Below are 23,508 nucleotides of genomic sequence, written 5' to 3'. Positions count from 1 at the left end.
GCTTCAACTCAGGACTTGATGAAATTCAGCTCAGCGAAGAAACGCTGCACCTTGGTGGAGAAACCCTGCTCAGTCTGCTCAGAACCCCATTCTCCCAGCACAATTCTGGCCAGCTCACGCACGCGCACGGCATATAAATGACGTGAATTCTGCACCAGTATGCTTTCACCGGTATTCATGGAATCCAGGCGCACCAGGCCTGCAGGTGGCAATGTGCACACAACAGGCAAGTCAAAGGACTTGGCAATACTGTCTGAGTCAGGCGCTACCTTGCTCAGGTAATGGTCAAGCACAATACCCGGGTTAGGCAAAGCCACTTTCTGGTCACGCAATGCCTTGAGCATTTCAAAATTGCGCTTGCAGCTCGGCACCGTCTGCTCACCCACGATCAGGGTTCTATCCACTGCAGACAAAATCAGTTGCAGGAAATCGACACGATTCACGCCGCCGACATTGATGACAATCTGCGGGAAATACTTACGCAAGGTGCGCAACACCGTGTAAATCTCTGCCGGTGATATCTGCACATCATCGTCAGTGGCTTCCGGCATGGAAAGCACGGTCAGGCCGGACTTGTGCTTGACGAAACCAGTATCGATCAATGTCGTATCCAGGCGCGAAATATTGCGCATGACATCAATGAAGTTATATTTTGCCGTCAGGTTCATCAACAGCAGGCTATCCGCGTGCGGCATTCCCAGGTCGATCAACAGGGTGCGCTGACGTTCCTGTATGGCTTGTGCCAGATGCAGGGACAACATGACGGAATCATTGCCCTGGCGCGCATTGATCACTGCAGTGATCTGGCTGGGTTCATCCCGGCTGTTGGGGTTGGCGTCATTCTTGACATACCCAACACTGCTATAGCGTCCCAGCACTGCCAGCAACTCATTGGTCTGGCTGCCGATACGGATGAAATCACGTATGCCCGCGCGCAGGATAGTTAGCAGGAACTGCTCACTACTGCTTTCTGCCAGCGCCAGCAGCGGCAGGCCTGGTTTGGCGCTCGCCAACTCCTCCACAAATGACACTTCCTGTGCCAGGCTCGGAGCCAGTGTCACTGAGGAAGAAACATCCTGGGAACGCAGGTGCAGCAGGACACCATTGATGCTGACTGCATCTACCAGTTGCAGGATTTTGCCAAGATTGTAATCCTCAACAAAAATGAACTTGCAGTTATGATCGGCAGCGGTGCGCAACCAGCGCACGCACTCTTCCCCATTGGTAACAACAATAAAATTACGTGTATCAGCCATTATCGTGACATCCCTGTTGAAGTTGCTTTTGGAATTCCACTGGTAGCACTGAAAAATTCGCTGAACGATGGCTTATAGTCTTTCATTGCCTTGCCCGGCAGCTCTGGCAAGGTAGCATCGCGGGAAATCGGCCTTACCAGGCGTGGCGTCACCACCATGAGCAGCTCTTTGTCTTCACGCTCAAAACGCTTGGAACTGAAAAACGCGCCCAGGATCGGGATATTGCCCAGACCCGGCACCTTTTCCACATTGTTGATCGTGTTACGGCTGATCATGCCGCTGATGACAAAACTTTCACCATTGCCGGCCTGCACGCTGGTTTCTGTTCTGCGTACTTTCAGGCTGGGTACTGTTACGCCGCCGGAACTCACTGCATTGGCAAAATCCAGTTCACTGACTTCCGGCGCCACTTTCAGGTAAATCCGCTCATTGCTCAGAATAGTCGGCGTCAGCATCAGACGCACACCGTACTCCTTGTAACGGATACTGATCGCTCCATCCCCTGTTTGTCCTGCCCGGACTGGTACAGGAAATTCACCACCGGCGAGAAAAGTTGCTGTCTGGCCAGATAATGCAGATAAAGAAGGTTCTGCCAGGGTATAAGCAAAACCATTGCTCTCCAGGATGCTCAAACTACCAAGCAGGCCGGAACCATTATTACCGAATACCGCATTGAAGGCGCTTGCCACCGGCAGGAACCCGGAACCACTGGTAATCGCACCATCGTCGTAGCCACTGATCGTACCCGGACCGGAAACCACACCAAAACCATTGTGGTTGCCACCACTACGCCCGAGCAGGAAACCAAAACGCATGGCATTCTGGCGGCTGACTTCCACAATCTTGATATCAATCTGTACATGGCTGTCAAAATCACCCATGGATACATCCACTGGCGTCTTGCGTTCCTTGTCCATGGATTCCAGTGCTGCAGTGTGCTCTTCCAGTGAGCCCACCGATCCATCCAGCGCCACATTCGCGCCTGCGGCTTCTGCATTGACTCCATAAGCCTTGACAGTCGCCAGACCGGATTTAGCCAGCACAACATCCGGAGACACGGTGATATGCAATATTTGCGGCTCTGCAGACTTGGCATCCCACAGGCTGATAGTGGTCGCACCCGCAGCTTTGGGAGTAATCATCATGGTCTTGGCATTGGTCATGGTGACGGACAACACTGACGGGTCAGCAATCGCCACCCGCTTCAGATTGGCGCCATGCACATGCAGCTTCTGTTCACCAATATTCAGATTCAAATCTTCAGCTTGTACATTAAACACCGTCAATGCAAACAAACTCGCCCCGATTGCACAGGCGCCATAATGCCTGGCTAACAAATCCCTGATCTTTAACGCTGCCATTTTATTGTCCCTTGAAGCTGACAGTTTCGGTTTTCTCACCAGCGTGGATTACCACACTGGTCACTGGAGCAGACTGCACGACTTTTTTACCTGCTACAGTCTTCACTGCCACAGTCTTGGTTTTTACATTCGCAATTTCAGGCAATGCAATGAAGTCGCTGACTTTTTCTTTAACGACTTTGCCATCAGCTGCTTTTTCAGGCTCTGGTTCTGGCATCACCCCACGCAGGGACAAACGCAGGGAGCCACCGCTGGCAGCCAACATCAGGCGCGAGACATCTTCTTCTTTCACTGCCAACACGGCAGAGCGCCCTTCCAATGCTTTTTTCTTTTCTTCTTCCTCTTTCTTCTTGGCATCAGAGGAGGTAGGCAGGGCCAACTTTGATTCGGCAGCATCAGTCTGTTCAGCAGGCTTAGCAGCATCCTGCAAGGTCTGTCCGTAACTCAATACGCGCACATCCTTGACAATGGTCTGGGCGGAACTTTCACTATCAGAGCTACCATTTCCATTCAGGTACACCAACACATCAACATGGTCACCGGGCTTGGCAAAACCGCCGACGCCAATGACTTCGTCCACTTTGACCGCCACACCGCGCTCACCACTCTTGAGTAGCAGAGCAGCTTCACCGCGTTGTGGGAAATAATTCGGTTGAATTACGCTACCTTTGACCACATCAACTTCAACCACTTTACCGATTACATCGGCAGTTGAGGTATAAGCCAGGGGATTGCGAGTTTCTGCTTCCTCGATCGCAAGATCTTCAGAAAGAATGACGTGACCAGCCGCGATATCCTGGCTGGCAATAACTTGATTATATTTGACGACAGGTGGCGGCTCTGCAACGACAGGCGCTGGCGCCGGGGAACCGGCTCGCAAACCATACCACCCCATTAAAACTGCCCCGATAAACAAAAGGATTGCAATAACCCTTAACACACTTCCACTCATTTTTTATTGTACTCCACTGTTAAATTCAGCCTCACCCTGAAACCAGCTTCGTTTCAGCATTTATCCCAGACTTACACTTGCCCAACCTCTCATCTCAAACCCCGTAGGCAACAACGGGCCATAACCTGGAAAATTTAAAATAGGCACCACTGGATCACTCACATAATTGGGATATATCAAGCGTACGTTAATGACTTTTCCCCGTGTAGCGTCCTCTACTACCGATGACACTTGACTGCCATAAGCTCCTTGGATTTTTGTCCTGATCAGTGGCGGCATCCACACCAATGCTTCGTCTACTCGCGCGTGCGCACGTGCTTCCAGCGCCGCTACATATGCTGCATCATTTGAAAAAGCCAATGGATCAACTGCAATTGCAGAACGCGCACCTTCAGAAGCTGCAAAGTTCAAACCAGCCCACAAGAGAAAAATGATTGCGTAACTTATAATTGCGTAGAGAACAACCAGAAAAAGTACAAATACCAGAGCAAACTCAATGGCAGCCGCACCTTGTTGTTTTTTCCCCTTCACTGCCATAACCATGCCAGCGATCCCCTTATCCCCAGAAAATCCGGCTTCAAGACAAAAATAATCATCCCGAAACCTAATGCCGTGCCAAACGGGATATAACGCTTCTGTCCATTCCAATAAAATGGCCGCCACTCACGCCCATAGTACTGAAGAAACATATTAAGCCCTGTTGAACACAGAAAAATCACTCCTACGGAAACAGATGCCACAATAAAACTGCCAAGCATCAATTCCAAACCGCATAAAGCAGCAATTGCCCAAAGAAGTTTAACGTCACCAGCTCCCAGTGTTTTCGTTACATAACCGGGAATAGTTAAAAGTGAAGCAACGGCCAGCCCCAATATCACCGACATCACAGACTGACCGTTAAATGAAACTCCACGCAACAGTAGCCATAGCACTCCAACTATCACAACACCTAATGTTAAATAATTGGAAATTTTTCTTTTTGAAAAATCTTGACCAGCAACAACAAGCCCCCATGCTATGAGTACAATTTCTTGCATGAAGTTTAATTACAAATAGTTATGCACCACCACCAGCACCAGTCAGTGCATTAGCTACATCAGTAAACACTTGTGTTAGGTTAGTCCCTATTAGCTGCAAAGCTCCAAGAATAACGACAGACACTAGAGCTGCAATCAAACCATATTCAATTGCAGTTGCGCCTTCTTCGTCGCGGATAAAATTCATGATTGCGTTTTTCATAATTGACTCTCCTAATTGATTTAAACACTACTTACCAATTCCCCCCCTAAGTTTCACCTTTGCGGCTCCACTCAGAGTCAACACACATTGGTTGCAATGCGTTGTGGGATCAGAATATCAATTCCAGAAATTATGTCAATTGCCTTATAACAAAAAAGTTCAACTATTTTTTTGACGCTTTTATGACTCATCAATACCGCTCTTACTCCTGCCTGATAACTGGCATAAATCATCTACCTAAACTCGAAACCGCCAAAAATCTGTTTGTATTCAGGTAAACCTGCAGAAATTGCAGTACCCCCCCCTTTGCTGCCTCAACATGGGACTGTCAATTCCATATCCCCTCATCCCAACACAAAACCCCCTCTCCAACACCCCTCAGGAAACTCTCCTTTTTTTACACTCCCATGTTTCCCTCCAACACCTTCACCCTTCACTCCAAACCCTCCCTCTGTCACTCCGCACTCTTTCCCTGTCACTCCTCACCCACATCCTTCTGCCATCCATATCACCCTACCCTTGCACTCACTACCTACCATCCCATCTCCAACCTCCCATTCCACTGGCCCTAATCTGGAATGTCGTCATGTTCCAGAGTCACTTCTAAAATGTCAGAAACTAATATATAGTTTCTTACTAAAGAGGCACACTATGAATACACTACCCCAAGCTATACTGAAGCAAGCACATTCCCTCCCTGAAGGAGGTGTCCTGTCGCCCAAGGAATTCCTGCACCTCGGTAGTCGCGCCGCTATTGACCAGGCGTTCTCCCGATTGAGCAAGGAAGGAAAACTGCTACGTGTCGCACGAGGCGCTTACGTCGCCCCGGTGTCCAGCCGCTTTGGCGCGCGCGCGCCCTCTCCCAAGAAAGTGATTCAGGCACTGGCTGAACAAAATGGCGAGGTTGTCGTGCCGCATGGTGCCAGCTCAGCTAATGTCCTGGGATTAACTCAACAAGTACCCATCCGTGAGGTTTACCTCACATCTGGAAAGACGCGCGAACTGACAATTGGTCATTCAACCGTGCTCATCAAGCATGCTCCACGCTGGATGATGGCGCTCGGCTCAGGGCCAGCAGGTGCAGCAGTGCGTGCTCTGGCCTGGATGGGTCCAACTCACGCGGACAAGTCCTTAAGATCACTGCGCCGCACTCTCTCCAGCTCCGAGTGGCAAACCCTGACATCCTCACGGGCCAGTCTGCCAAGCTGGATAGCTCAAGCCATTGGCAAGGAAGCCATGCGTGGCTGAATCCTTTTTCGACCTCAGCAAAGCAGATCAACGAGAAGCTCTGGAATATGCCCGCGCCCAATCAGGCCGCCCTGCTCATCTTCTGGAAAAAGACATCTGGCTGGTTTGGGCTCTACACGCCCTTTTCGGCTCGCGGTTAACGGATGACCTCACCTTCAAGGGGGGCACATCGCTTTCCAAGGTCTACAAAATCATTGACCGTTTTTCGGAAGATATCGACCTCACGTACGATATTCGCAAGCTGATTCCAGATTTGCTTGGAGATGATGGAGAGTTACCAACCAGCCGTAGCCAAGCCAACAAATGGACCAGGGCTGTCCGAAGCCGGCTACCTGATTGGATCAACAGTGAAGTGCTGCCTGTTCTGCAGCAAGCATTGAAGCGAGACCATCTCAAAGCACAGATTGAGCTTGGTGGCCAAGATAATGACAAACTACTGCTGCGATATCCTGCATTGATGCAAGGCACAGGTTACGTTGCGCCAGTCGTCACACTGGAATTTGGTGGCCGGGCCACTGGGGAACCCCATCATATACATGAGGTTGCCTGCGATATCACCGAGTACATCCCAGACATAATGTTCCCAACTGCCTTACCGCGAGTAATGAACGTCAGTCGAACATTCTGGGAAAAGGCTACGGCAGCGCATGTTTTCTGCGCACAAGGACGAATTCGTGGCGAACGCTACGCGCGGCACTGGCATGATCTGGCCGCAATTGCCCGCAGTCCTGATTTTTCCTCGGTCATTGCCGACCGCGACGTAGCCATAGCAGTGGCCAGTCATAAGTCATATTTCTTTATCGAAAAGGACGCTGGAGGCCAAGTCATCGACTATGCAGCCGCAGCGACAGGTAATTTAAAAATCGTCCCGACAGGCCAAAGCCAAGGTTGCTCTAGAGCAAGACTACAGCGCCATGCTGGCCGACGAAATCATGATTGGTCATTCAGTGCCGTTCGATGAGCTTTTAAAAGCGTGCGCCGAAGTCGAGTCAATGGCAAATCATTACCTTGTTGATGGAACCGACCATAACCAACAGTCAGACAGTCAAATCAAAGGATAACACGCATGGCCAACATCCGCTCCATTGACATCATGCGCCTCGATGACATATTCGATATGGGTGACGGCTACGTCCTTAACTTTTCGGATCGCACTTTTGTGCAATTTTTGCCGAAGCACTCAGCATCGACATTGACGACCCAGTGAAACGAAATCTTAGGATGATGAATAAACAAATGCCGGATCAAGTCCGGCATTGAGTTAGCGTTGAGGCAGGTGCCGAGCCGGACGGCACCTGGGAGGGTCAGTTGTCGTATTTCAGGTATTTGAAGCGGGCATCGTCGTTGGGGGTGCCTTCGAGTGCGCCGCCTTCCTGGGCAGGTTGCCACTGGATGACGGATTCAATTTTGCGCGCCAGCTCCCAGTCTTTATCGGTAATGCCTTTTGCGGTGTGGGTGCAGAGCTTAACGATGACGAAGGCATAGGAGACAGTTAAATCCGGGTGATGCCAGGCGGCTTCGGCAAGGTGTCCTACTGTGTTGACGACCATGAGGGTAGCTTTCCAGCCGCTGGTTTTGTATTTGCGGCGAATCCAGCCATCTTCGTAATACCAATGCGGCAGTTCTGCTGCCAGCCTGGTATTGATTTCTGCTTCTGTATATACACGTTCAGTTATTTCACTCATGGTCTTTCTCCTCTTAGTTCCAAGCACAACGTACTGGCAGGCCTACGCGGCCCAGCTCTTCTTCGTTGAATCCTTCGTTGAATGCGGTACAGTCCTGCCGCCCGACCACCCAGGTGTGAAATGGCCTGCCGGCGATATGATCACCGAATGCGCTGTCGACGAATCCTTCCTTGGTCAGCTTTTCCAATGATACTTGCTGATCTGCATCAGGACGTGAGGATTTGACGAGAATCAGGTGTTCGGCATTCATTTTGGCGGCAAGGTAAGCTGCCAGGCTATCGGAGGTGATGCTCCAGTTCATGGCGATGGTGTCATCGGCGCACACCATGTGGCTTGGCAGCCAGACGATGCCGCGATGCTGCCAGCCGCGTTCGGCGATTTCCAGTTCGCTGCTGGCTGTCACCAGGCGCGTATCCAGTCCGGTCATCAGTACGCCATATTGATCCATTGCCATGACGGCCATGCGATGCGCAGTGGCGTCATCTATGCCGGTGTTGATTTGCGCATCGCGCACGGTGTCTGCAAATACGCCACCGCCAGGCACTATCAGTACTTTGCCGTCACCATGGCGTGCCACAAGGTCCAACCACAGGTTCAGTTCTGGTGAGCCAAGCAGGCTCCCCCCCAGCTTAATTACCCACATCTTGATCGCTCCGAAAATGTTCGACGAGTTGCAGCATGGTGGATGCCTTGTCCCAGGTTTCCCGGTATTCCTTATCCACTTCTGAATCCGCTACGATACCACCTCCTGCCCAGAAACGGATTCTGCCATGCGAATATACTGCTGTGCGAATGGCAATATTGGTGTCCATGTTGCCATCAAAACCGATATAGCCGATTGACCCGCAATAGACGCCACGGCGGTTCGGTTCCAGTTCCTCGATAATTTCCATGGCGCGCAGTTTGGGCGCACCGGTGATGGAGCCACCGGGAAACGCGCCACGCAGCAGATCGACAGCTTCGTTGTGGTCATCCAGCTTGCCGGTGATGACGCTGACGAGGTGGTGCACATTGGTATAGCTTTCCAGCGCGAATAGGCGATCTGCACGCACTGAGCCAATGGCGCAGCTTTTGCCAATATCGTTACGCAGCAGATCCACGATCATGAGGTTTTCTGCCCTGTCCTTGAGGCTGGACAGCAGTTCCTGCGCCTGCCTGGCATCTTCCTGCGGATCGCTGGAGCGCGGACGCGTGCCCTTGATGGGCCGGGTTTCAACATGTAATCCCTTCACTTGCAGGAAGCGTTCTGGCGAACCGGACAATATCTGCACCTGCGGCAGGTTCATGAACGCCATGAACGGCGCGGAGCCGATGCTGCGCAATACGCGGTATGCCGCCCAGGCATCGCCTGCTGCCTCGGCCTGGAAACGCTGGGCCAGGTTGACCTGGTAACAATCGCCTTCGTGAATGTAGCGCTGGATTTTCTCAAACGCACGAGCATAGGTGTTTTCGTCAAAATTGGAGCTGACGAGAGACGTCACCTGGAAGGCAGCTTGTGTCGGTTCATCAAATGGTTGATCAAACAAGGCGCATAACTTGTTCCAGCCGGCCTTGCGCTCTTCGGTGATGGCGCAGCAGATGAGCCAGGTTTGCTGCCGGCGATGATCGACGACGACAGCCCAGTCGTAGATGCCCACCATCATCTGCGGTATCTGTTCGGCATCCTGTGCCTGTTCAGGCAGTTTTTCCAGGGTACGGCCCAGGTCATAGCCGAAATAACCTATTGCGCCCCCTGTGAAAGGCAGGTCGGATGCCAGGCGTGGATAAGCTTTCAACACCTGTTTCAACAAGAGGAAGGGATCATCGTGGTGCAGCGTGGTTTCTCCCTGCCGCTGCAGCTCGGTCACGCCGTCGCGGGTGGTCAGGGTCATGACCGGATCAGCGACCAGGATATCGTAATGGCCATACTCATTGCCGGGACGCCCGCTATCCAGATAGATGGCCCAGGGTTGATGTGCAATTCTGGCAAACAGGGCTGAACTATCAGCGTGATATGGTAGTGCTCGTCTTAGCATGATGGTTCTGCGTTTGTGGATGACGTGGCCAGATGGGCCACTGCATAGGCTGGCAGGCACACGCCTGCCCAATGCCGGGTTGTATCTGAATCAGCCTGTATCAATGAGCTTGCAGCAATAAACTCATGACCCAGTTGCTGTGCCAATTCACGCACCAGGAAAGCCCCTGCCCCTGCGCCAATGAATGGCGCACCCGGGCAGATGAGGTTGCGTGACAAGTGGCGCTGGACTGCATGGCGCAACAGGTTCAATTGCTGCTGGCGGAATGCCTGTGCCAGGTATTGCCAGGCAGATTGGTCTGCATCTGCTGCATCGCAACCAACCATACGCGCCAGGCGGCGGCAGGTTTCTTCAAGGGAACGGCCTGCGCCATCCGCCGTGGCCGCCATGTCTTCTGCCGGTTCCAGTTCGCCGGTCAGACGATACACATCGGCGGTTGTCGCAAAATGTTCAGCCGCCACACTCTGCCATTGCCCAGCAAACGGGATGCTGGAAGCCAAGGCCATCAAGGAGGTGCGTACAACACCGCTGTAAACCAGTTCTTGGTGTTGCATGCGCTCAGCATCGGTCTGCCCCAGGTTGAGCAATTGTCCATCACGCAGCAGGACGAAGTCCGCCGTGGTGCTGCCGATATCAATGAACAAGCCCTGCTGCAATTTACGCGCAACGAAGGCCGCACTGGCAAGCCAGTTGGCAGAGGCAATTGCGTGGCTATGCCCGCTTACCTGCTCCAGGCTGACAAAACCTTGCCTGCCTGCAAAAAACTTTACATCTCCCGGCAGACGCGCGTGCAGGCGCGAGGCAATCTCCTCAACCCCTGTTGCCCTGTCAGGGAAGATATCCGCCAGTTCTCCGGTCATGGTGACCTGTTGCCGGTCCACTACCACGTCAAACTGGCCCATTGCGGCATCCAGCGCGGCATCGAGTTGATCCAGCCCTTGCCAGAGCGGACACGGCACCTGCACCACCTTGAGGGCCACGCCATCAGCACGAACCAGGGCGGCTTTGAGATTGGCTCCGCCGATATCCCAACCGAGATAATGCCGGGGTGAATTTGTTTCAGTCATTCAGCTTGATTTCGATTTTATTGCGCTGCAATTCCAGGGGCAGCATGAAGTTTTCATTATAGAACAAGTCCAGCAGCAACCGTGCCGGGTTATAGGCGATTGCCGCCTCCAGCCCGGCAAAAGAAGTCGTCAGGCGCGGATTGACTTCCAGCACGTGTAGCTGACCATTTTCACCCAGCAGCAAATCCACGCCTACATAGCCGAACAGGCCCGGCACCGCAGCCGCCACCTGGCTGGCGATTTGGGCACACGCAGACCAATGTGCCTGATCTGCATTGACCACACTGCCGCGGTAGTGGATATGTCCGTCTGCAATATGGATCAATTGCTGGTTGACGCTCAACAGCCATGCCTGCCCATGGCGGCATAACATGGACAAGCTTGCGGCAGTGCCTGCCATGTACGGCTGGATGATTTCACCGGCATGATCCTGGGCCAGCCAGCGTTGCAGCGCTTGCTGATCTGTCACCAGTCTTGTTCCGTCACAACTTACACCATCGTCCGGTTTGATGACCCAGCCCTGCCCTGCTGCCAGGTATGTTGGCCATTGCGCCGTTTCTACCATGGGCAGACCATGCTGTTTCAAATGCAGGTAGGTCTGCCATTTGCTGGTTGCCAACGCAACAGCATCCGGAGCACTGGAAAGCAGCTGCCTGCCTGCATCAAGCACCATTGCACTCAGTTGTTGCAACACACCACCTGTTTCCGGCGCCACCAGCCAGACCAGGTCCGCTTCTGCGATCAATGCCTGCAAGGCTTGCAGGGGATGCTCGGATTCTTGCAATACATGGCAGCCTGTTGCCTGATCAGGGGCAGACAAACGCGAATCGTGCAGGGAAAGCACTTGTACGTCCGGCAAGGCAAGCATGGCGGACAGCATGGCATCCCGCATCAATACCGCCTCCTGCGCCAAGGCGGCAGGAATCTCCTCGCGGTATAATCCCCCTCCAGTAATATATTCGTATACCAGAACACGAACCGGCTTGGATTGTGATGTTGAAGAAGGAAACAATGTGCGTGTCATACCAGTGATTGATCTCAAGGAAGGGCTGGTTGTGCATGCGCGCAAAGGTGACCGCGCGCATTACATGCCAATCACATCCCACCTGTGCCAAGGCAGTCAGGTTGAGCCTGTGTTGGATGCATTGCTTGGATTATACCCATTCCCGACGCTTTATATCGCCGACCTGGATGCCATCCAGCAACGTGGGCATCATCTTGAGCAGGTGCAGGCGTTGCTTGAGCAATACCCAGTGCTGGAAATCTGGATTGATGCAGGTATCCGCTCGATGCATGAGCTGCAACCGTGGCTGCTGCCGCGCATGCGCCCGGTGATCGGTTCAGAAACGCTTCCCGACATCGCCACCTGGCAGGAGCTGCTTCATGCCTGCAACGGCCAGGCCATCCTCTCCCTGGACTTTACCCTACAAGGTTATCAAGGCCCGCAAGCGCTGCTGGAAGACAGCAGCCTGTGGCCTGAGCATGTCATTGTCATGAGCCTGCCACATGTGGGCAGCCAGGCCGGGCCTGATTTTGCACGGCTGGATCATTTCAGACAGCAATCCCCAACACATCAGTTCTACGCTGCTGGCGGCACGCGCCACCTGGCAGATTTGCAGACATTAAAGGACAAGGGCATCAGCGGCGCCCTGATTGCCAGCGCCCTGCACGATGGCACGATCACAAGCACCATGTTGTACGACATGGCACTGGCGTAACCCCTAGGAAAAATATCAGGAATACAGAGGCCAGATAAAACAAAAACGCCCCGATATTAATCAGGGCGTTCTTTTGCTCCAGCCGATGTCCTGATGTGGACACCAGCTTTCCTGTACTAAGGATTACTTAGCTTGGAATGGGTGAGCGGATTCCTTGTAAGCCTTCAGTACGTCAGCTACCTTTGGCTCGCGAGCAACTGCGTTCTTGATTGCTTGCTTAGTCGCTTGATAGTTCCATTCCTGGATACGCTCATCGATGTCAGCACGGCTGTCGATGAATACGCCTACGGAGATGAACACGTCATCAGCTTCTTCTTGAGGAATTGTGCCATCAGCAACGCAGTCCATCACTGCCAACGCAACACCACGTTGTGCAGGGCCGAACATTTGAACAGCTTGCTTGCCGTTCTTGATGGTTACCTTGTTGAACATTACAGTCGCTGGCTTAACCATCAGGTTAGGAGCAACAATTGCCAACAGGCCGTTTACGCCTTCTTTTTGATCGGTCAGGGTACGGCAGAAAGCGTCTTCTGCAGCGCTACCACGTGGTCCGATAATCAGATCGATGTGAGCAACGTTCAGCAGATCCAGGCCACTGCCATCAGGACGGTTGTCAACAACAAGTGCTTCACCTACTAAAACGCGATCAATAACTGCCATTTCATTCTCCAATATAAAGTTTCCGTAGAAACACGTCGACATTGCTTGGTTAGCTATGCCATCAAACTGCCTCACGTCTGTTTAACGTCAAGCCTAAAAATCTGCAAATATTATACATAATATTATGACGATTTTGTGAATTTCCCCATTAATAATTTGCTTCCTTACAAAAATTGAGAAAGCTCGCCATCAATGTTGGCACTCCATGAAATCCTGAACCTGAATATCATGTATAACGGCTGGTTAGTGCATGGGTTTGAGCAGAAGTTCAATCCTCAGATCAACAGGCAATAAAAAACCCGGCGTACCTGTTGATACGCCGGGCTGCACAGGGGCTTACACCGTGTGATTATTCCAGGTTTGCGTGGATAGCACGCATGCCCTCTTCTGTCAGACCCTTCTGGTCTACCAGTTTGGCGATTGTCGCTTCCAGGAACCAGAGTGTGGACAGTTCGAAGATGGTGCCCATAGGCAAGCCATGTGTCTTGTCGAATGCGTTAGCATCGTTGCTGCCTACTGGCACAACCAGGTCAGCCAATTCAGCCATTGGGGACTGGGCCTTCATGGAAATCACGATGATCTTGGCACCTTGGCTCTTGGCCTTCTTGACCAGTGGCATCAGGGTTTCTGTGCTACCGGAACCGGAGATTACAATGAAAAGATCACCAGCTTGAATGCTTGGAGTAACAACTTCACCTACCATGCTCACTTGATAGCCAGCATGCACCAGGCGCATTGCAAAGAAACGGGAAACCAGCAGTGAACGACCTGCGCCGCCGATAAAAGTGCGGCCAGCAGCATCAACCAGGCTCAGAATCTTGTCATCATAGCCTTCTGCTGTGTTGTTGATTACGTTGGTCAGTTTGCTGACCAGGAGTTCTTGATATTGGTTCATAACGCTCACCTTATTAAACGATGATGGATTCAATGGGTGTAATAAAAAAATCCACCAACCTAGCTCCAGGAGCTATGTATGGTGGATTTTTCAGCTTAGCTTAAGCGAGAAATTACTTAGCCAGGCCAGTGATTTCAGCAGCAGCAGCAGCTGGGTCAGCAGCACCGTAGATAGCAGCGCCAGCAACGATGATGGTAGCACCAGCATCCTTAACTTGACCTACAGTAGCTGGCTTAACGCCACCAGCAACAGAAACTTCCAGACCCAGGTTCAGGCCGGTAACAGTTGCCAGGTCAGCAAATGGAGTTTGACCAGCAGCTTGTTGATCCAGACCAGTGTGCACACCAATGATGTGCGCGCCCAGCTTAGCAACTTCCTTAGTACGAGCAGCCTTGTCAGCAACGTTGATCAAATCAACTTGAGCCTTCTTGCCGTACTTGTTAGCAGCGTCGATTACGCCTTTGATAGTACCCAGATCAGCTACGCCCAGAACGGTAGCAATGTCAGCACCTGCCTTGTAGAATGGCTCAGCTTCGTAGAAGCCAGCGTCCATGGTCTTCAGGTCAACCAGGATCTTGTTGTTAGGGAACTTTGCGCGCAGAGTTTCCAGCAACTTGATACCGTTGTGCTTGATACATGGTGTACCGATTTCGAGAATGTCAACGTGTGGAGCTACCTTTTCAGCCAGCGCTACGGTTGCGTCAAAATCCAGTGAATCTAATGCCATTTGTGTCAATGCCACGATACTTCCTCCAAAAAGGTTACAAATTGGTACTACTTAAAAACAACTTTTATTCAAAAAGCGAGTGGCAATCTTAATCGCCAAGCGCTCCGGATGTCAACGCCGAAACTGGCAAGACATCCGTTTTTGAAGCTCTATTACAGCTTTTCAGCCAGTGCCTTTTCCAGCTTGTTCTGGTCAACCACAAAACCACGGATACCTTCCGCCAGTTTTTCAGTCGCCATCGCATCTTCGTTCTGCTCGAAACGGAATTCCTTTTCTGTCAGCAGAGCTGGACGTTCCTTGGTTGCACCATTGTCAACCAGTACGCGTGGCAGAGTGCCTTCGGTAGCTTTCAGTTCTTCCAGCAGGTTAGGAGAAACTGTCAGGCGGTCACAACCAGCCAGCGCAGTGATTTCACCAGTGTTACGGAAGGAAGCGCCCATGACGACAGTCTTGTAACCGTGCTCTTTGTAGTAAGCGTAAATCTTACGTACGGAGACTACACCTGGGTCAGTTTCAGCGGTGTAGGTCTCACCAGTCTTAGCCTTGTACCAGTCAAGGATACGGCCAACGAATGGGGAGATCAGGAATACGCCAGCCTCAGCACAAGCGCGAGCCTGAGCAAAACTGAACAACAGGGTCAGGTTGCAGTTGATGCCTTCTTTTTCCAGCGCTTCACCAGCCTTGATGCCTTCCCATGTGGAAGCCAGCTTGATCAGTACGCGATCCTTGGAAATACCAGCATCCTGATACAGCTTGATCAGCTTGCGGCCCTTTTGCACCATTGCTTCGGTGTCAAAAGACAGGCGAGCATCCACTTCTGTGGAGATCTTGCCTGGGATGTGTTTGAGAATTTCCTGACCGATCAGCACAGCCAGCTTGTCAGCTGCGTCTTCGATTTGTTGAGCCTTGTCGCTGCTTTGGGACTTGGCATAAGCAATTGCTTCGTCGATCAGCGGAGCATATTGAGGGATAGTACTAGCCTTCAACAGCAGGGATGGGTTGGTTGTCGCATCGTAAGGTTTTACGCTCTTGATTGCTTCCACGTCACCTGTGTCAGCCACGATAGTGGTGAATTCTTTCAATTGATCGAATAAATTAGCCATATTGCTCCTCCTTGAGAAAATACAGAAATATAAACTTGAGAACCTGTTTGCCCGACTCCGGACTGGTCAACCAATGAATTAGGCCTGAGCTGCAGTCCGAGTGAATCGCTAAAGTATAACTGAAATTAATGGATAACTATAGACATTCAACTACTGTAATGCGCAAGCCAACAAGGTGGCGACTGTCAGGTCGGCACTGGTTCCCGGATTCAGCTTTTGCACTTTCAGCTCTGCGTCAAAACTCAGCAAGGTGCGCTGATACAGTTTTGGGTTTTCATGCGACAGCAATGCTTCCAGGTGTTCACCAGCCTGGCGACTGACGGCCTCAGCCTGTTCCAGGCCGTATTTGCGCTGGATATGGCTGTCGGGGAAATGCTGCAGGAATGTCAGGTAGAGCACCGTGGTTGCCCAGGCCGGGTTATGCCAGCGCTCCATGGCCTCGGCATAGGTCTTTATTCCGATACCAAAGATGTCCTCAAAGCCGTGGGTATATTGCCAGGCAATGCGATCGCGATCCTGCGCCGCCTGCATGGCTTGCAATAAAGTGACTTGCGGTACGTCGTGCACATCATGCGTATCGGATTTCCCCAAGCCGCCGGGGGCTGCGCGCGCAATGGCCTTGAATGCCAGTCCGGCATCCTGGACATCCAGCTGTTCCAGCACTTGTTGCACACGTTGCTGCAGCGCGCCCGCCTCCGGCAGCAGGACTGCGTTGATCAGGGGAGCGGACAACAGCACGATACCAAGATTGGTATTGCAGTCCACCACTTTCCAGGTGGCTTCCACGGCATTGAGGATGCGCTGCCCGACTGACAGCCCGGGCTCTGCAATGACTGCAGCCACAGCCTCGGCGCTATGGATGAACTGTTGTACCACCATGCCATGTCCATCAGCAAAGATGTGAACGTTGCCGGGCTTGAGGCTGGTCAGTTCCGCTATGCAGGCAGCACGGAATGCTTCGGAAATTTGTAGTGTGTTCATGAAGCGACCGTCAATACAGGTTGACTATGCATGCAGGATAGGAAGTCATCGACCAGGCATTGACCTATATTCAGGCCGGTTGCTCCCTGCAGGCCCTTCCATGCGGGAATGCTGTTGACTTCCAGCACATACAGCCTGCCATCCCGGTCGCGGATGATGTCTACGCCACAGTAATCAACATTCACCGCACGTGCCGCAGCCTCGGCCAGCTGTGCCAGTTCGCCTTCAGCAGCAATGGCTTCGCAGCGACCACCCTGCGCCACATTGTTCACCCAATGGCTGCCATGGCGGATCATGGCAGCCACGGCCTGCCCACGGATCACAAACACCCGGTGGTCATGCCAGGCGCCTTCGCCGCTATCTATATATGTCTGCAGGTAATACAAGCCATCCACATGCTCTTCCATCGGGACAGGAAAAACGGTACTGCTGGTCAGTTTACGCACTCCCTGCCCTTGCGATCCGAACAGAGGCTTGATTACCAGTTGGCGTCCGGCCATGGTTTCCCTGAGATAGATTTCCTGCGCCTGGTAGCGGGACTCACATACCCAGGTCTGCGGTGTCGGTACCCGGTTCAGATGCAGCAGGAAACTGGTCATGGCCTTGTCAACGGTACGCTCTACCGCATTACCATCGTTGTAGACCACCACACCCAGCATCTTGAGTGCATGCAGGATATCGAGCCGGGCAATCACACGCTGCAATGTGCCACCCGGGACTCCTCGAACAAACACACCCGCAGGCAGTTCATGTTCAAACCCGGGAATCAGGACAGCTGGCTGCTCGCCGCTAGCGAGACGCAATGCACACTCCTTGAGTGAAACAAATACAGCCTCGCAACCACGTGCAGCAAACGCCTCCTTGAGGCGTTTGCCATGCCAGCCCGGATCGTCGGTAAAAACCGGAATACGCTGGTTCACTTATTTATGCGCTATAGCCAAAGGATTGATCCAGCAAGGCAGCATCCAGCTTGCCGCCAGTGAAGCTCTTGCCGGATTCGACAGCGGTGACCGTTACAGCAGCAGGGCTGAACAACATGGGATCAATCTTGTAGAAGTCCATATTCACGGCCTTGAACACCTCAGCAAAAGGACGGCCATAATCACGCGATGCGCTGCTAGGCAGTTCCTGCGCCAGCTTGGCAGCTGCTTCATCACTACCCTTGACGAATAGGTGGGCATGACCGCCAAACAGGATCGCATCGTTGGTGCGACCCATGCCGATCAGGAAATCCGGTGCAGGTGGCGGTACTGGCGCGCTCGCCATGCCGTCCACGACATGCTCCAGCGGGAAATGCAAGGTATGGATTTTATGCAGGGCCACTTCCAGCACACGTGACACGATCTGCACAGTGCCCGCCAGACTGCGGGTCGGAGTCAGGATGAAGGTAAGATTTTCAGCCTTTACGCCAGTATCACGCGCCACTTTTTCTACGACTTCCTGCGGAGGTGCTTTTTCACTTTCAAGCACCAACACAGCTGCATCCGCGCTATCCTTGTAACCCAGTTCCTTATACAGCTCTTCACGGCCAGCCAGTGCGCGGCCAGGGCCGGACCCCAGGGAGAAGAATTTCTCATGCGCAAGACTCCAGCCTGCATACTGGCTACCCAGGCAGGACAATACCGGGTTGTTGGAATGCACAGACAATGTCCATGACCAATGCGGGAATGTACTGGAGGAATGCAGGTTGACATGCCCCAAGCCGCCCATGCAGATTTCGGCAATCAGGCGACCTGCCTCAAGACCACCTTCTGCCTTGATGCCAGCATCAATGACGGTAGCACCACTTGGCAGTTTTTCCACCAGCAGACGCAGCACCTTGGCATTATCGATCAGGTGCTTGACCAAAGGATTGGTCAGTTGATTAACGCTAGGCCACAGACTGACATCAAGCTTGCTTTCGCTCATTTTTCATTTCCCATTCAATAATTCAGATTATGTTGAACGGCATCACGCCGTGTTATTACCTTCCTGATAACGGCTGCATTGCCGTCATCACCTGCAATCTTTGATGTGCCAGCTGCCATGCAGCTTCCGCACCATCCGCCTGCGCATATACGGTACACAGCGGATCACCTGCTGCAATATGACTGCCGGCTACCGGAATATCCGCAGCCCATTCCGGCCACTCCAGTCCTTCAGGCACGATAGCATCATATTCGGCATATACCACAGCCTGCGCACTGGCCTGTCGACCTATATCCAATGCCGAAGCCCCCTCGCCCAGATGCAGCTGCATCAAACCGGGAATCGAGTGGTACAAACCCGCACTCGCTGTCAATCGCGGATTCAACTCCAATATATAAGTATCGCCCGTTGGTGTCAGCATGGCGTCAATACTGTTAAGCCCTCTCAGTTTCAACACTCGTGTCAGATGCTGCGCAGCAACGTACAATATTTTCCTGCAAGTATCAGGCAATGCCACATTGGTCACCAGACCACCATAACGGAACGGCAGATCACCATGGGCCGCCACACTTTGCCGGTTATAGCCAATCACGTGGGCATCCCCGGCATGTGCCGCGAACAACAATGAAACCGGTATGCCGGCCAGCTCCTGTTGATAATAGCTTCCTGCATTTTTCCTGCCACCTGCCTCCAGACGACGGATATGTGTACCGCCCGATCCACCTGCCTGCTTATGCAGCCAGCCAGCCAACAACGCCGGCACTTCCATGGAAACAGGAGGATGCGGAATACCCAGCGCATCCAGTGTCCGGAAAAAATCCGGTACTGCCTTGGCCTGCTTTACCACGCTGGCACTATTACCAACTACGGGGAAATAGTGAGCCGCCGTTTCAAGCAACTGCGGATTTGCCTCAAAACCGCTACCGTAGACAAAACCCAGCACCTCATGCCGCGCTGCGATGGTAGCCAATGCGGCTTCAAAACCTGCCGGATCGAAACCACCATCAGCATAAGGCAAGCGAAACACCTGCGTTGCCAATTGTTCTGTATCGCTATCGGCAAATATATCCAGGGCAAGCACGTCATACCCCGCCGCCTTCGCCATGGCCACATACGGCCGGGCACAAACGGCAGCAATAACGAGCTTGCCAGCCACGTGATTACTTCAGGCTGTTACGTGCTGTTTCGAATGCAGACAGGAAATCCAGGTATACCTTCTTTTCAGTGGCTTCAAGCATTTGCTTGAGCAGGTTGTGCTGGGTTGCATACTTGACGTTACCGATTGCCAGCGCGCCGATACCAAAAGCATTGGTTCCGGGAATGGCTACGCCATCCGCAAATACATCCACGCCTTCAGCGCCTGTTGGCGGCACAGCATTGACGTCCGCGACTACTTTCAGCGTTGCAGAACCCGCCATCTGTGCCAGGCTGATTACCTGCACACCTGCGGCAGCTGCACACAAGGCAATATCGGTACGCTGCAGAATCTGCTGCTTCAACGCGTCAGTGCTACCATCAGTGAAGCCAATGTTAATGCCGTAGCGCTTGTTGTAGGCCGCTGCCTTTTCTTCCACGTCAGCCACAGCACGGTGCGCCACCAATTCAACCTCGGCACCGTACTTTGCCGCAATCACGGCTGTACAGCCACCCACGGGGCCGGTCGCGCCAAATACGCTGACCTTACGACCACTGAGGTCACCACCAAAGTTCTTGCTCAGGTGTTGTTCAACCTTGGCCATCATCGCTGCGGCTGTTGTAAAGGCACCTGAAGGATCGGCAAATACGGAAATTTCAAATGGCGGCACCATGGATTTACGCGCTGTTTCCAGCATATCCATTGCCACGTCGATATCACGGCCACCGATAAAAGCACTCTCACGTTTCACGCCGCTGGGACTGCGGGAGAAAATCGCATCCTGCACCAGGCCAGTGACTTCCTTCAGCTCTACATTGGTATACGGCATAATTTTGTCGAAGCCAGCGTCATATGCCATATTGACATCGAACGGGCTGGCATTCTTGGCTGCCGTGATCAAATGCAATATCGATACTTTTTCCATGATTCCACCTATGATTGAATTTCAGTTGATTATTCTTAAACTACTGTCGCAATTTCCGGGATATCGCTGACGATACCCCCTTCATTGCGACCTTCACAAAGCATGAATTCAAGCGATTCATGATGTGCAAATGCCTCTTTCAAGCGGGAGAGTATTGATGTGGCTTCATCCTCGTCGCGCAACACAGCGAACCCGGTCGGCCCCCAGGAACTCTGGCCGAAACACGCCACTCCGGCCGACTCCAGCCAGGACAATACTTCCGTTACTCTCGGGCTGGCATAACGCCCGCCCTGAGCCGGTGCAAAATGGTCACCGGTTCGTATCTGCAATTCCCTGATCGCCGCACCAAACGCGTCCAGATCCTGTTCCGCCAGTGCAGGCAAAGCCTGCATCAACACATGACGACACAGGATGGCCGCAGCATCTGACGGAAATTGGGGAAGATTACGGAACGCGGCAATTTCCGCGTCGCCATGCACACCCGTCTGGGTATGATCAAAAATCAGAATAATGCGCCAGCCAGCAGGAAATTCTGCACGGGCGATTACGGGAGGCACCACGGTATGCTCTCCTCGTCCACCATCAATGATGACGCCACCAGTGGCAAACGTGCCCAAACCGATTCCAGAGCGCGCACCACGCTCTGTCAGCATGGCAACATCGCGAATGAACAGTCCCAGATCATGCAGACGGTTCAACGCCAGGCCGACAGCAAGCGCCATCTGTGTGCCTGAACCCAGGCCGGCATGTTCGGGAATTATATTGATCAGCTGCATGTGCATGCCGCCTTCCAGCTGAAGCGACGCTGCAAGCTTCTGTGCCAGGCGCACTGCTCGGGCGGCTCCTGGGCCTTCTGCGGTAAAAGTGGAGGCATGCCAGGCATGCAATTCAGTAGCAGGATGATTGAGAGAAACCCCGATGCTGCCGAAACGGCGTCCCAGATCCCCATTGAGATCAAAGAACCCCATATGTAACCGTGCCGTGGTAACGACACTGACGCCCTGCTTGTTGATGATAATTTCCTTCAGCTTGCGAAAACCGGCACTTGTGATGCCTACAAGCCGCTATTGTAGCCCAGCCGACTATAGTTTAAAAAGTCCAGCTCCAGAATTTCATGCATAGTCATGCATACCCTGCGCCAACAGGGTCAATATGCAGTGTTATACACATAATCATGCATCGAATTCGCCCTCTGCTCGCTGTATTCATGCCGGATCAAGGAGTATAATGCCCCTGCAGCCTACAAGCTTGCACCATATCAATCGGTGTCACCGGTTTATATCATGCCTGATCGAGGCATGAACCTTAAGGAACTAACCAGTTTTCGGATGGAGAACATGACCCAATCACCCCACTTTCCAGCAGCCTCGCTGGAAGCCGTTGCTCATCCTGCAGATGGCCTGTTGAGCGATGATCTCAAACTTGACCGCGATGCAGATGGTAATCTTGCCCTGACATCTCCGCCCTGCCCCAAAAGCAAGGCTTTCTTCGAGCAGCCTCGCAGCAATGCCACTCCCGCAATCCAGGGACAAGCATCGACCCTGGATGCCGCCATTGCAAAAGCCACGGAGATATTCCGTGCCGCCAGACATCCATTGCTCGGCGGCCTCGCAACAGATGTTTATGGCATGCGTGCTGTCATGAATCTCGCTGAATCCACTGGCGCCACCATCGACCACATGAACTCCAAGAGTTCAATGAAGAATATCCTGGTGATGCAGAACTCCGGTTGGTTCGTCACTACATTAAGTGAAGTGAAAAACCGGGTAGACCTGCTGCTGGTGATCGGTACCGATATCGTCAGTTATTTCCCGCGTTTTTTCGAGCGCGTGATCTGGAACCAGGAAGCCATGTTCACAGAGAACACGGCAGAACGCGAGATTGTATATCTGGGCGGCCGCAACCTGGATACAAGCGCCGGTGTTTCGCCCAACGGAAAACAGCCTGATGTCCTGCCCTGTGACCTGGATCGCGTGCCGGAAGTACTGGCCGCATTGCGTGCCCTGGTAGCAGGCAAGCCGCTCAAGGCTGACGATGTCGCTGGCATTTCCCGCACATCCCTGGAAAAGCTGGCAGAACGCCTCAAGGCAGCTGAATACAGCGTGATTGCATGGACAGGCAGCGCACTGGATTTCCCGCATGCAGAACTTTCCATCCAGAACATCGTGGGTGTGGTGCAGGAGCTGAACAAGACCACCCGCAGCGCCGGCCTGCCCCTGAGCGGCAATGACGGTGATGTGACAGCCTACAATGTCAGCACCTGGATCAGCGGTTATCCATTCCGCAATTCCTATCGTCGCGGCTATCCTGATTACGACCCTTACCACTACGACACCAACCGCCTGCTGGCAGAAGGTGAAGTCGATGCGCTGGTCTGGATCAACAGCTTCAATCCCGAGCGCCTCCCTCCCAAGCACCAGGTTCCAACTATCGTGATCGGGCACCCATCCATGCAATTCGAGCAAGCCCCGGATGTATTCATTCCGATTGCCATCCCCGGGCTGGAAGCCAATGGCGCGCAATTCCGCAGTGACAGCTCAGTGACTTTGCCATTGCGCAAGTTGCGCGAGACTAAGCTGCCTACCCTGAGCGATGTGCTTTCCGGCATTGAATCTGCGCTCAAGACCGCCTAA

The 23,508-nt window shown here is 52.8% G+C and carries 26 protein-coding genes; 5 read left to right on the top strand and 21 right to left on the bottom strand.

The annotated features are described in order from the left end of the window. Positions 1-8: 8 nt before the first annotated feature. From CHB59_RS03280 to CHB59_RS03255, 6 genes are read right to left on the bottom strand one after another with little or no spacing between them, the layout of a single operon-like run. The gene (locus tag CHB59_RS03280; protein WP_089374809.1) at positions 9-1,256 is read right to left on the bottom strand and encodes a CpaE/TadZ family protein; all 1,248 of its coding nucleotides are present in this window, start codon (positions 1,254-1,256) and stop codon (positions 9-11) included. Next, a complete protein-coding gene (locus CHB59_RS03275) occupies positions 1,256-2,617 on the bottom strand; it encodes a type II and III secretion system protein family protein (protein WP_089374808.1) in 1,362 nt (453 codons plus the stop codon). Before CHB59_RS03275 ends, CHB59_RS03280 begins: the two co-directional genes overlap by 1 nt. Before the next feature lies 1 nt (position 2,618). After that, on the bottom strand, positions 2,619-3,569 hold the full coding sequence (gene cpaB / locus CHB59_RS03270; RefSeq protein ID WP_089374807.1) for a Flp pilus assembly protein CpaB: 951 nt from the start codon (positions 3,567-3,569) through the stop codon (positions 2,619-2,621). A gap of 60 nt (positions 3,570-3,629) precedes the next feature. Next, on the bottom strand, positions 3,630-4,112 hold the full coding sequence (locus CHB59_RS03265; protein ID WP_089374806.1) for a TadE/TadG family type IV pilus assembly protein: 483 nt from the start codon (positions 4,110-4,112) through the stop codon (positions 3,630-3,632). Continuing rightward, positions 4,097-4,606 (bottom strand): prepilin peptidase, encoded by a 510-nt coding sequence (locus tag CHB59_RS03260; protein WP_089374805.1) that lies wholly within the window; start codon positions 4,604-4,606, stop codon positions 4,097-4,099. The genes CHB59_RS03265 and CHB59_RS03260 overlap by 16 nt, the downstream gene beginning before the upstream one ends. Before the next feature lie 19 nt (positions 4,607-4,625). After that, a complete protein-coding gene (locus CHB59_RS03255) occupies positions 4,626-4,808 on the bottom strand; it encodes a Flp family type IVb pilin (protein ID WP_089374804.1) in 183 nt (60 codons plus the stop codon). 651 nt (positions 4,809-5,459) lie between these two features. Between CHB59_RS03255 and CHB59_RS03250 the strand changes: the two genes are divergently transcribed. The 3 genes from CHB59_RS03250 to CHB59_RS11685 all read left to right on the top strand — a co-directional run bounded on the left by CHB59_RS03250 (position 5,460) and on the right by CHB59_RS11685 (position 7,263). Continuing rightward, entirely contained in the window at positions 5,460-6,056 is a 597-nt protein-coding gene (locus CHB59_RS03250) for a DUF6088 family protein (RefSeq protein ID WP_089374803.1), read from the top strand. Next, positions 6,049-7,017 carry a nucleotidyl transferase AbiEii/AbiGii toxin family protein gene (locus CHB59_RS03245; protein ID WP_218816196.1) on the top strand — a complete coding sequence of 323 codons (969 nt, stop codon included), beginning with the start codon at positions 6,049-6,051 and terminating at the stop codon, positions 7,015-7,017. The genes CHB59_RS03250 and CHB59_RS03245 overlap by 8 nt, the downstream gene beginning before the upstream one ends. Positions 7,018-7,122: 105 nt before the next feature. Continuing rightward, positions 7,123-7,263, top strand: coding sequence for a hypothetical protein (locus tag CHB59_RS11685; RefSeq protein ID WP_179212053.1), 141 nt, complete (start codon positions 7,123-7,125; stop codon positions 7,261-7,263). A 97-nt stretch (positions 7,264-7,360) separates the two neighbouring features. Here CHB59_RS11685 and CHB59_RS03240 read toward each other — a convergent pair whose 3' ends face one another. From CHB59_RS03240 to CHB59_RS03220, 5 genes are read right to left on the bottom strand one after another with little or no spacing between them, the layout of a single operon-like run. Then, entirely contained in the window at positions 7,361-7,741 is a 381-nt protein-coding gene (locus CHB59_RS03240; protein ID WP_089374802.1) for a 4a-hydroxytetrahydrobiopterin dehydratase, read from the bottom strand. Positions 7,742-7,754: 13 nt separating this feature from the next. Then, positions 7,755-8,384 (bottom strand): amino acid kinase family protein, encoded by a 630-nt coding sequence (locus tag CHB59_RS03235; protein WP_089374801.1) that lies wholly within the window; start codon positions 8,382-8,384, stop codon positions 7,755-7,757. Continuing rightward, the gene (gene pabB, locus CHB59_RS03230) at positions 8,371-9,756 is read right to left on the bottom strand and encodes an aminodeoxychorismate synthase component I (RefSeq protein ID WP_089374800.1); all 1,386 of its coding nucleotides are present in this window, start codon (positions 9,754-9,756) and stop codon (positions 8,371-8,373) included. The genes CHB59_RS03235 and pabB overlap by 14 nt, the downstream gene beginning before the upstream one ends. Further along, a complete protein-coding gene (locus CHB59_RS03225) occupies positions 9,750-10,823 on the bottom strand; it encodes a hydantoinase/oxoprolinase family protein (RefSeq protein WP_089374799.1) in 1,074 nt (357 codons plus the stop codon). The genes pabB and CHB59_RS03225 overlap by 7 nt, the downstream gene beginning before the upstream one ends. After that, the gene (locus tag CHB59_RS03220; RefSeq protein ID WP_089374798.1) at positions 10,816-11,847 is read right to left on the bottom strand and encodes an ATP-grasp domain-containing protein; all 1,032 of its coding nucleotides are present in this window, start codon (positions 11,845-11,847) and stop codon (positions 10,816-10,818) included. The genes CHB59_RS03225 and CHB59_RS03220 overlap by 8 nt, the downstream gene beginning before the upstream one ends. Here CHB59_RS03220 and CHB59_RS03215 point away from each other — a divergent pair. Next, positions 11,837-12,541 (top strand): HisA/HisF-related TIM barrel protein, encoded by a 705-nt coding sequence (locus CHB59_RS03215; RefSeq protein ID WP_089374895.1) that lies wholly within the window; start codon positions 11,837-11,839, stop codon positions 12,539-12,541. The two genes, CHB59_RS03220 and CHB59_RS03215, sit on opposite strands and share 11 nt — an antisense overlap. A 123-nt stretch (positions 12,542-12,664) precedes the next feature. On the opposite strand, the gene fae is transcribed toward CHB59_RS03215, so the two are convergent. From fae to CHB59_RS03165, 10 genes are all read right to left on the bottom strand, one after another. After that, positions 12,665-13,201 (bottom strand): formaldehyde-activating enzyme, encoded by a 537-nt coding sequence (gene fae / locus CHB59_RS03210; protein ID WP_089374797.1) that lies wholly within the window; start codon positions 13,199-13,201, stop codon positions 12,665-12,667. 349 nt (positions 13,202-13,550) lie between these two features. Then, on the bottom strand, positions 13,551-14,096 hold the full coding sequence (gene hxlB, locus CHB59_RS03205; RefSeq protein WP_089374796.1) for a 6-phospho-3-hexuloisomerase: 546 nt from the start codon (positions 14,094-14,096) through the stop codon (positions 13,551-13,553). A gap of 112 nt (positions 14,097-14,208) precedes the next feature. Then, positions 14,209-14,838 carry a 3-hexulose-6-phosphate synthase gene (gene hxlA / locus CHB59_RS03200; RefSeq protein ID WP_089374795.1) on the bottom strand — a complete coding sequence of 210 codons (630 nt, stop codon included), beginning with the start codon at positions 14,836-14,838 and terminating at the stop codon, positions 14,209-14,211. A gap of 137 nt (positions 14,839-14,975) precedes the next feature. Further along, entirely contained in the window at positions 14,976-15,926 is a 951-nt protein-coding gene (tal, locus tag CHB59_RS03195) for a transaldolase (protein ID WP_089374794.1), read from the bottom strand. 150 nt (positions 15,927-16,076) lie between these two features. Beyond that, on the bottom strand, positions 16,077-16,907 hold the full coding sequence (locus tag CHB59_RS03190) for a triphosphoribosyl-dephospho-CoA synthase (protein ID WP_089374793.1): 831 nt from the start codon (positions 16,905-16,907) through the stop codon (positions 16,077-16,079). Next, positions 16,904-17,827 (bottom strand): ATP-grasp domain-containing protein, encoded by a 924-nt coding sequence (locus CHB59_RS03185; protein WP_089374792.1) that lies wholly within the window; start codon positions 17,825-17,827, stop codon positions 16,904-16,906. Before CHB59_RS03185 ends, CHB59_RS03190 begins: the two co-directional genes overlap by 4 nt. A 4-nt stretch (positions 17,828-17,831) precedes the next feature. Then, positions 17,832-18,815 carry a methenyltetrahydromethanopterin cyclohydrolase gene (mch, locus tag CHB59_RS03180; protein ID WP_089374791.1) on the bottom strand — a complete coding sequence of 328 codons (984 nt, stop codon included), beginning with the start codon at positions 18,813-18,815 and terminating at the stop codon, positions 17,832-17,834. A gap of 55 nt (positions 18,816-18,870) precedes the next feature. Further along, positions 18,871-19,971 carry an ATP-grasp domain-containing protein gene (locus CHB59_RS03175; RefSeq protein ID WP_089374790.1) on the bottom strand — a complete coding sequence of 367 codons (1,101 nt, stop codon included), beginning with the start codon at positions 19,969-19,971 and terminating at the stop codon, positions 18,871-18,873. Positions 19,972-19,975: 4 nt separating this feature from the next. Beyond that, complete coding sequence (locus tag CHB59_RS03170; RefSeq protein ID WP_089374789.1) at positions 19,976-20,875, bottom strand: NAD(P)-dependent methylenetetrahydromethanopterin dehydrogenase; 900 nt, start codon at positions 20,873-20,875, stop codon at positions 19,976-19,978. A gap of 35 nt (positions 20,876-20,910) precedes the next feature. Beyond that, a complete protein-coding gene (locus CHB59_RS03165; protein ID WP_342743063.1) occupies positions 20,911-21,888 on the bottom strand; it encodes a beta-ribofuranosylaminobenzene 5'-phosphate synthase family protein in 978 nt (325 codons plus the stop codon). Positions 21,889-22,212: 324 nt separating this feature from the next. Here CHB59_RS03165 and CHB59_RS03160 point away from each other — a divergent pair, with 324 nt between their 5' ends. Continuing rightward, positions 22,213-23,508 (top strand): formylmethanofuran dehydrogenase subunit B, encoded by a 1,296-nt coding sequence (locus CHB59_RS03160; RefSeq protein ID WP_245835017.1) that lies wholly within the window; start codon positions 22,213-22,215, stop codon positions 23,506-23,508.

This window comes from Methylobacillus rhizosphaerae, from assembly GCF_900187985.1.
Classification (GTDB): Bacteria; Pseudomonadota; Gammaproteobacteria; order Burkholderiales; family Methylophilaceae; genus Methylobacillus; species Methylobacillus rhizosphaerae.
The sequence above is the reverse complement of the archived record's forward strand: the minus strand, read 5'-3'. Positions and strand labels throughout refer to the sequence as shown.